Genomic DNA, 7,153 nt, shown 5'->3' on the forward strand with positions numbered 1-7,153 from the left:
GGAGGAGACGACCAGCTGCTTGATGTTGAGGATCAGGTCGGTGACGTCCTCCTTGACGCCCGGCACGGTGGTGAACTCGTGCAGGACACCGTCGACACGGATGGACGTGACCGCCGCACCCGGAATCGAGGAGAGGAGCGTGCGGCGGAGCGAGTTGCCGAGGGTGTAGCCGAAGCCCGGCTCCAGCGGCTCGATCACGAACCGGGAACGGAACTCGTCGACGACCTCTTCGGTCAAGGACGGACGCTGAGCGATCAGCACGAGGTGAAGCCTCCAGTGTTTGGCGCCCGCTATGTGACGCTGTAGACACCATGAAGGGTACGGCCGGTTCGGACGTCTTCGGCGCCGAACCGCCCTACGCCGCCTGTCTGCCCGCCGGCCGCCGGCTCGGCTCCCGCCGAGGGGAGTGCAAGGACCAGCTACCACTGTCCCACGTCGTGGGCGCATACTGTGGTCGATGACAAAGCCTGCTGCATCCAAGCGCCATTTGCCCACCAGCCCTTTCAAGGCTCCGGTCGCCCCGGCTCCCAAGCATTTCGCCGTAGGTGACCAGGTCACGCACGACGTGTACGGTCTCGGCCGGGTGATCGGCATCGAGGACGGAGTCGCGGCGCTCGTGGATTTCGGCTCGACGCGCATGCGGATTCCGAGCCCGTACGCCAAGATGACCAAGCTGTAGGACCGCTGTGCCCGGTCATGGCACGCCAGGTCCCTTCCGGGATCTGTGACCCAAGGGAGACCTCTCATCGAACCGACGTCGCTGTTCTCCGCCCTGGAAGGACAACCCCGCGGCGCCGCCGCGGTATCGCCCCCGCCGGCGACGAACCCCTTCCAGGCCCCCGACTTCGGGGAGGACGAGGCCTTCCTCGCCGAGGCCGCACCGGAGCCCACCTCGGGCAGGCGCCCCGCGCGCCGCAAGGCGGCCTAGCACCGCGGCCTGGCACCGCGGCCTGGGACTGCTGCCGGAAGGGTTCGCCGCCGCGAGCTTTCCGGCAGACCTGTCCGGCCGCGGCGCCGGCCCGCCGCACCGGGCCCGGATCATCGCGGGATCGTCGCCGCACGAGGGGTGCGGCCCGCGTCAGGGCAGGGCGAGCACGCAGAACTCGTGGCCGTCCGGGTCGGTCAGGCAGGTCCAGGGGACGTCGCCCTGGCCGACGTCCAGGTCCGTGGCGCCGAGGGTGCGCAACCGGCTGACCTCCGCCGCCTTGTCGTCCTCCGGACCCGGCAGGAGGTCGAGGTGGACGCGGTCGGCCACGGTCTTCACGTCCGGCGTGCGCAGGAATTCGAGATACGGGCCGACGGCCTCGGCGGAGCGCAACGACGCGTGGTCGTCGGTGACCGTGTGCAGGGTCCACTCCAGCGCCTCGCCCCAGAACCGGGCCATGGCCCGCGGATCCACGCAGTCGACCACCACCGCGGCGATCGGCCCGGTGTCGCGGTAGACCTCCCGGGGCTCCAGCACGCAGAACTCGTTGCCCTCCGGGTCGGCGAGGACCGTCCACGGCACCTCGCCCTGGCCCACGTCGGCCGGCGTCGCACCGAGTGCCGTCAGGCGTGCCACCAGGTCCGCCTGATGGGACGCGGACGTGGTGGCGAGGTCGAGGTGCACGCGGTTCTTCGTAGTCGTCCCGGGCTCCGGCACCGGGACGACGTCGATGCCGAGGCCGACCGGGTCCGGCCAGACGAGGCCGCCGCCGGGTCCGACGTAGGTGGTCACGCCGGCGCTGTAGGCACTCCAGCCGAGCGCCTGCGCCCAGAACCGGCCGACCGCCGAGGCGTCGACCGCCTTGATGTTCACCATGACCGGTCGCAGTGCCATGCCGGCGATCCTATGCACGCGCCGGGCACCTCGGGGGATCATGCACCATGCATCCGGACGAGTGGCACCTCACCGACGACATCCACGCGTTCCTCGCCCGCGCCGGAGGCTTCCTGCGGGCGCGCCCCACGCTGCACAACACGCCGCTGACCACGCTGGACAAACTCCGTGCGCGCGGGACGGACGTCCACGGCCCCGGAGCCTGCTTCTTCGGTCACCTGGAGACGGCCGGTGAGATCCGTGCCGTCTGCTACCGGCTGCCGACCATGAGACTGACCCTGACCCCCCTCCCCGCCGGGCACGCCGACAGCCTCGCCGCCCGTCTGGCCGGGCTCGGCCACCTCCTCTCGGGCGTCACCGCGGACCACGACACCGCCACCGCGTTCGCCGGGGCGTGGCAGCGGCACACGGAGGGCGTGACGGCGGAGGCGCACTGGTGGGGGCGTCTGCACCGGCTCGGCACACTGACCCCGCCGCGGCCGCGTCCAGAGGGGCGGGGGCGAGCCGCGGGTGCGCGGGATCACCCCCGACTCCTCCGGTTCTGCGCCGAGTTCGCCGCCGAGGTCGGTGAAGCCCCAGCCCTGGACGCCGGCGCCTGGGCGGATTCGCGCTTCGCCGACAAGCACTTCACCTTCTGGGAGTCCCCGGACGGCACCCCCGTCTCCCTGGCCGGCTCCACGCCGATGGTCGGCGGGATGATCCGGGTGGACCCCGTCTACACGCCGGCCCATCTCCGCGGCCGGGGCTACGCGGGCGCCGTCACCGCCGAGGTGAGCCGGGCCGCACTGGACGCGGGGGCCACCGACGTCGTCCTGTTCACCGACCCCGGCAACCCCACCAGCAACGCCCTTTACCGGCGCATCGGTTACGTCCCGGTCGTGGACTTCACCGGCTACCGCTTCTCCCCGGCCGACCGTCCGCCCGGCGTCACGGCGTGACGATCGCGAAGTTCGGGTCCGGGGCGTCGAGGACGGACAGCAGCGTCTTCAGCACCGCCGGGTCGCCCGTGAGCCGGACGTTCTCCAGGCCCTTGCCCGAGACCATGCCCAGCAGGTCCGCCTTGGTCAGGCTGAGGCCGAGGTCCGCCCCGTCGGCCGGTGCGCCGGTGCGGGAATGGACGAGGACACCGTTGCGGAGGGTCATGCGGTACATCTCGCCGAGGTCGGTGAAGTGCCAGTGCAGGGTGAGGCTTTCGTCCCATGCGCGGGGGCCGTTGACGCGGATGGCGAGGGAGTCGAAGACCTGCTCGACGGAGAGGGCGCCGACCATGGTGCCGGCCCCGAGGGCGGTGTGCTTGACGCCGTGGCGCAACTCCTGAGCCCCGGTGAGGTAGTTGTTGCGCCAGGTGGCGCACTCGGCGCCGTGGGCGAGCCGCTCGAAGGCCTGCGCCAGCAGTTCCTTGGCGTCGGTGTTGCCGGGGGCCGCGAAGACGGCGTGCTTGAGGAGCTGCGCGGCGAAGCGGAGGTCGCCCGCCGCCAGGTAGCCGCGGCCCTTCTCCAGTACGGCGTCGATGCCGCCGATGCAGTCGACGTAGCGCTTCGCCGTCTCGACCGGCGGATGCTCCCACAGGGAGGCCGGGTTGCCGTCGTACCAGCCCATGTAGCGCTGGTAGACGGCCTTGACGTTGTGGCTGACGGAGCCGTAGTAGCCGCGTGCGTGCCAGGCGCGGGAGAGGGCCGGCGGCAGCTCCAGGAGCTCGGCGATCTCGGTGCCGGTGTGGCCCTGGTTCGCCAGGCGCAGGGTCTGGTCGTGCAAGTAGCCGTAGAGATCGCGTTGTTCGCCCAGGAAGGCGCGGATGCGGTCGTGGCCCCAGGTCGGCCAGTGGTGGGAGGCGAAGAGGACGTCCGCCTCGTCGGCGAACAGCTCCAGCGCCTCGTGGAGGTAGCGCGACCAGATGCGGGCGTCGCGGACGACGGCGCCGCGCAGGGTCAGGATGTTGTGCAGGTTGTGGGTGGCGTTCTCGGCCATGCACAGGGCCCGGCGCTCGGGCAGCAGGAAGTTCATCTCCGAGGGTGCCTCGGTGTCCGGGGTCATCTGGAAGCGGAACAGGACGCCGTCGAGGGCCTCTTCCTGCCCGGTGTCCCGGACGGTCAGGGTCTCGCGGACCAGTCCGGGGGTGCCGGTGGAGGCGGTGAAGCCGAGGCCGGTGCCGACCAGGCCGTTCGGTCCGCGGACGAGGTTGACGCCGGTGTGGTACATGCCACGGCGGAGCATGGCCGTACCGGCGTAGACGTTCTCGGCGACGGAGTTCTCGATGAAGCCCTCGGGGGCCAGGACCGGGACGTCGGCACCGGGATCGAGCACACCGTGCACGCCGCCGAAGTGGTCGATGTGGGAGTGCGTGAAGATCACGGCCGTGACCGGGCGGTCCCCGCGCTGCGTGCGGTACAGCTCCAGCCCGGCCCGCGCGCACTCCGCCGAGATCAGCGGGTCGACGACGACGGCGCCGTGCTCGCCCTCGATCAGCGTCATGTTGGAGAGGTCGTAGCCGCGGATCTGGTAGATCCCGTCGGTGACCTCGTACAGGCCCGCGCGGGCGCACAGTTGGGACTGGCGCCACAGGCCGGGGTGGACGGTGTCGGGGCGCTCGCCGTCCAGGAAGGCGGTGTCGTCGAAGCTCCACACCACCCGGCCGTCGTCCGCGGTGACGGTGCCTGCGGTGGGCCGCGCCACCAGGCCGCGGTCGGCATCCTCGAAGTCGGTGCGGTCGGTGAAGTCGGGCATCGTCTCGGTCATGAGGACTCCTAGGGCTCTGCGCCGGCCGCCGATGACGGCGGCCATCTCCGGGAGGGGGCTTCAGGCGATGAAGTCCGTCTCGTGAGGCATGCCGTTCAGGCGCCGGCCGCCGTCCTCGGTACACGTGACGATGTCCTCGCTGGGCACGCCGAAGCGGCCGGACAGGTGGATGCCGGGTTCGATCGGGAAGCACATGCCGGGCACGAGTGGCTGTTCCTCGCCTTCGACCAGGTGCGGCGGTTCATGAATGGTGACGCCGATGCCGTGGCCGATGCGGTGGATGACGTACTGGCCGTGTCCGGCTTCGGTGATCACCCTGCGTGCGATGCGGTCGAACTCCAGACACGGTACCCCCGCGCGTACCGTCTCGAAGGAGGTCTGCCGGGGCGCGCGGACAATGTCGTGAACCGTGCGCTCCCAGGGGGAGGGCCCGCCGAAGCGCACGGTGCGCGTGGTAAGGGAGCCGCAGCGTTCCAGGCCGCCGGAGTCCTCGACGACCCGCGGCTCCCGCCACCCCCCCGGAGTGCTCGCGTCACCGCCGCGACGGAGGGCGCCCGGGCGGCGGCCTTCCGCGTCGCGGCGAAGGCCCCGCCCGCATCCCCCTCGGCACCGCGAGACGTGCGGAAGGGGCACACGGCGTACGCGGCGGGGCCGTTCCCGCCGGAGTGCGCGAGGAGGGCGTGGTGAGCGTCAGTAGCGCAGTGCCCGCGCCACCTCGGCCTTCACCTGGCCGGACAGCGAGCGGTTGCTGCGGGCCGTCGCCCGGCCGGACGTGCCCGCCGGGACGTCGGACACCGTCACGACGACCGCGTCGAGGAGATTGCCGCCGCTGTCCGTGAAGTTGACCTGCACGGCGAAGGACTTGGTGGACGACGCCGAGTTCCTGGCGGTCACCGTCACGGCCGCGCGCCCGTTGTCCGTGGTCGGCGTGCCCAGCCGGACCTCGTCCTTGGCGTCGATGCCGTCCTTGAGCTCGTCCAGCTTCCTGCCGGCCGACGCGGTCGCCGAGGCGAGCGCGTCGGCGCCGCGCGAGGCGAGCGAGGACGCGGCCGACGCGGCCTTGCTCGCGGACGAGGCAGGGCCGTTGCCGTTGTCGGAGCAGCCGGTCAGGCCGGCGCCCACGACCACGGCCAGCAGCGCACACGCCGTCCACCGCCTGGAGTAGCGCGCCATGATGCCTCCTTGGCTCTGGTTCCCTCGGCCAAGTCAAGTACGAGGGTCCGGGGGCCGCAACGCGGAGCTCGGCCGATCGGCGCCGGACCCGGGGCCGTCCACGGACGGCAACCTGGTTGCCGCAGCGTGATCGGCCCATCTACCGTCGGTCGCATGGCGGACGACGAGCTCACGCGTGCGGCGCGGCTGCCGGATGCCCTGGCCAAGGCCGTGCGGCTGTTCGCGCAGATCGAGGAGCGCGCCCTGGTGTCGCCCGGTCAGGGGGAGCGGGAGGTCAGCGACCGCGTACGGGACCTGGCGAACGAGCTGTCCGGCACCACCCGGCACCGGCACAAGCGGATCGTCCGCTCGGGGCCGAACACACGCGCGCCGTACCGGGAGAACCCACCGGACCGTGCGATCGGCACCGACGCCATCGTGTTCGCCGACTTCGGGCCGATCTTCGCGGAGTACGAGGCCGGCTTCGGGCGGACCGCCGTCCTCGGCGACGACCCGGTCAAGCGGCGGCCGCGCGACGGCCTGCCGCAGGTCTTCGCCGCCGGGAAGCGGTACTTCGAGGAGCATCCGGACATCACCGGGAAGGAGCTCCACACCGAGGTGGAGGGGCCGGCGGCCGACCGCGGCCGGGAGCCGGGGGGCCGGCACGCCGGTCATCCGGTCGACCACGGGCGGGAGTTCGGCGGTTTCCACGAGGAGCTCCTCACCCTGGGGTGGTCCCGCGAGGGAGTGGGCACGATGGCGAGTCCCGTTCTGGTCAGGATCGTCCGGTACACGAGCGTGCTGGGCTGCGGCATGCTCGCCGGGGTCGCGCTCACCGTGCTCTTCCTGGAGCTGGCGCTGCGCGGTCTGACCGGGCCGGAGTACGTCCGCGTCCGGCAGGCCGAGTACGCCCCCTTCACCTGGTTCATCGGCATCCTGCTGGTGCCGACGCTCGTCGCCGTCGTGATCCTCGTCCTGCGGGCGCGCGCGGAGCGCAGCCCCGAACTGCGCCGCCTGGCCTGGGCGCTCGGTCTGCTCCTGGTGGCCCTCGCGGTGTCCCTCGTGGTCAACGGGCCCATCAATGTGGAGCAGATGGACTGGAGCGTGCAGGCTCCGCCCGGAGACTGGGCACGCGTCCGCGACCGCTGGCAGATCGCCCACGCCGTACGGACCGTCGCCCTGGTGCTCGCCTTCTGCTGTGTGAGCGCCGCGGCGCTCGACCGGCCGCTCAGGCTGGTGCGCCGCTGACGGCCTCGCGGGCCACGGCCGGCAGGTACGGAGGGCCGGGTGCCCCGGATTCCCGCGCCGGGCCGGCACAGCGGGGACGGGTGGTGCGTCCACCGGCGGGCGGAGCCCGGGGAGGGTGGGTGTGATGACTCGGGGCGGCCTCGGGGAGGCGCCTGTGGCGCGGCCCACGGCGATGGCGAAGACCCCCTCGTCGCTGCC

Annotated in this window: 7 protein-coding genes and 3 pseudogenes; 5 read left to right on the forward strand and 5 right to left on the reverse strand. The window is 72.2% G+C overall.

Annotated elements, in window-relative coordinates; all coding sequences use genetic code 11:
* Positions 1 to 261 (reverse strand): annotated as a pseudogene (locus ACIRPX_RS37160) (DNA-directed RNA polymerase subunit alpha); the annotation flags it as partial.
* A gap of 196 nt (positions 262 to 457) precedes the next feature.
* On the opposite strand from ACIRPX_RS37160, the gene ACIRPX_RS37165 reads away from it, so the two are divergent.
* Together ACIRPX_RS37165 and ACIRPX_RS37170 are read left to right on the forward strand one after the other, a co-directional pair.
* The gene (locus tag ACIRPX_RS37165; protein ID WP_404203661.1) at positions 458 to 679 is read left to right on the forward strand and encodes a hypothetical protein; all 222 of its coding nucleotides are present in this window, start codon (positions 458 to 460) and stop codon (positions 677 to 679) included.
* Between the two features lie 45 nt (positions 680 to 724).
* Positions 725 to 928 carry a hypothetical protein gene (locus ACIRPX_RS37170; protein ID WP_404203663.1) on the forward strand — a complete coding sequence of 68 codons (204 nt, stop codon included), beginning with the start codon at positions 725 to 727 and terminating at the stop codon, positions 926 to 928.
* Positions 929 to 1,078: 150 nt separating this feature from the next.
* Here the strand turns inward: ACIRPX_RS37170 and ACIRPX_RS37175 are convergent, their stop codons facing one another.
* Positions 1,079 to 1,819 (reverse strand): VOC family protein, encoded by a 741-nt coding sequence (locus ACIRPX_RS37175; protein ID WP_404203665.1) that lies wholly within the window; start codon positions 1,817 to 1,819, stop codon positions 1,079 to 1,081.
* 47 nt (positions 1,820 to 1,866) lie between these two features.
* Between ACIRPX_RS37175 and ACIRPX_RS37180 the strand changes: the two genes are divergently transcribed.
* Complete coding sequence (locus ACIRPX_RS37180; RefSeq protein WP_404203667.1) at positions 1,867 to 2,757, forward strand: GNAT family N-acetyltransferase; 891 nt, start codon at positions 1,867 to 1,869, stop codon at positions 2,755 to 2,757.
* Here ACIRPX_RS37180 and ACIRPX_RS37185 read toward each other — a convergent pair.
* The 3 genes and pseudogenes from ACIRPX_RS37185 to ACIRPX_RS37195 form a co-directional block, all read right to left on the reverse strand.
* Positions 2,747 to 4,555 carry an alkyl/aryl-sulfatase gene (locus tag ACIRPX_RS37185; protein ID WP_404203669.1) on the reverse strand — a complete coding sequence of 603 codons (1,809 nt, stop codon included), beginning with the start codon at positions 4,553 to 4,555 and terminating at the stop codon, positions 2,747 to 2,749. The genes ACIRPX_RS37180 and ACIRPX_RS37185 overlap by 11 nt on opposite strands.
* A 60-nt stretch (positions 4,556 to 4,615) precedes the next feature.
* Positions 4,616 to 5,053: pseudogene (locus ACIRPX_RS37190) on the reverse strand (M24 family metallopeptidase); the annotation flags it as partial.
* Positions 5,054 to 5,245: 192 nt separating this feature from the next.
* Positions 5,246 to 5,728 (reverse strand): hypothetical protein, encoded by a 483-nt coding sequence (locus tag ACIRPX_RS37195; protein ID WP_404203671.1) that lies wholly within the window; start codon positions 5,726 to 5,728, stop codon positions 5,246 to 5,248.
* Between the two features lie 153 nt (positions 5,729 to 5,881).
* On the opposite strand from ACIRPX_RS37195, the pseudogene ACIRPX_RS37200 reads away from it, so the two are divergent.
* A pseudogene (locus tag ACIRPX_RS37200) lies at positions 5,882 to 6,436 on the forward strand (M24 family metallopeptidase); the annotation flags it as partial.
* 84 nt (positions 6,437 to 6,520) lie between these two features.
* Positions 6,521 to 6,955 (forward strand): anthrone oxygenase family protein, encoded by a 435-nt coding sequence (locus ACIRPX_RS37205; RefSeq protein ID WP_404203785.1) that lies wholly within the window; start codon positions 6,521 to 6,523, stop codon positions 6,953 to 6,955.
* Positions 6,956 to 7,153: the final 198 nt, after the last annotated feature.

This window comes from Streptomyces sp. NPDC101225 (assembly GCF_044767585.1).
Taxonomy (GTDB): domain Bacteria; phylum Actinomycetota; class Actinomycetes; order Streptomycetales; family Streptomycetaceae; genus Streptomyces.

What these genes read in the sequence shown, in the direction of transcription:
- ACIRPX_RS37195 (WP_404203671.1), bottom strand. Translation starts at nt 5,728, where the DNA reads ATGGCGCGCTACTCCAGGCGGTGGACGGCGTGTGCGCTGCTGGCCGTG.
- ACIRPX_RS37205 (WP_404203785.1), top strand. Translation starts at nt 6,521, where the DNA reads ATGCTCGCCGGGGTCGCGCTCACCGTGCTCTTCCTGGAGCTGGCGCTG.
- ACIRPX_RS37185 (WP_404203669.1), bottom strand. Translation starts at nt 4,555, where the DNA reads ATGACCGAGACGATGCCCGACTTCACCGACCGCACCGACTTCGAGGAT.
- ACIRPX_RS37165 (WP_404203661.1), top strand. Translation starts at nt 458, where the DNA reads ATGACAAAGCCTGCTGCATCCAAGCGCCATTTGCCCACCAGCCCTTTC.
- ACIRPX_RS37175 (WP_404203665.1), bottom strand. Translation starts at nt 1,819, where the DNA reads ATGGCACTGCGACCGGTCATGGTGAACATCAAGGCGGTCGACGCCTCG.
- ACIRPX_RS37180 (WP_404203667.1), top strand. Translation starts at nt 1,867, where the DNA reads ATGCATCCGGACGAGTGGCACCTCACCGACGACATCCACGCGTTCCTC.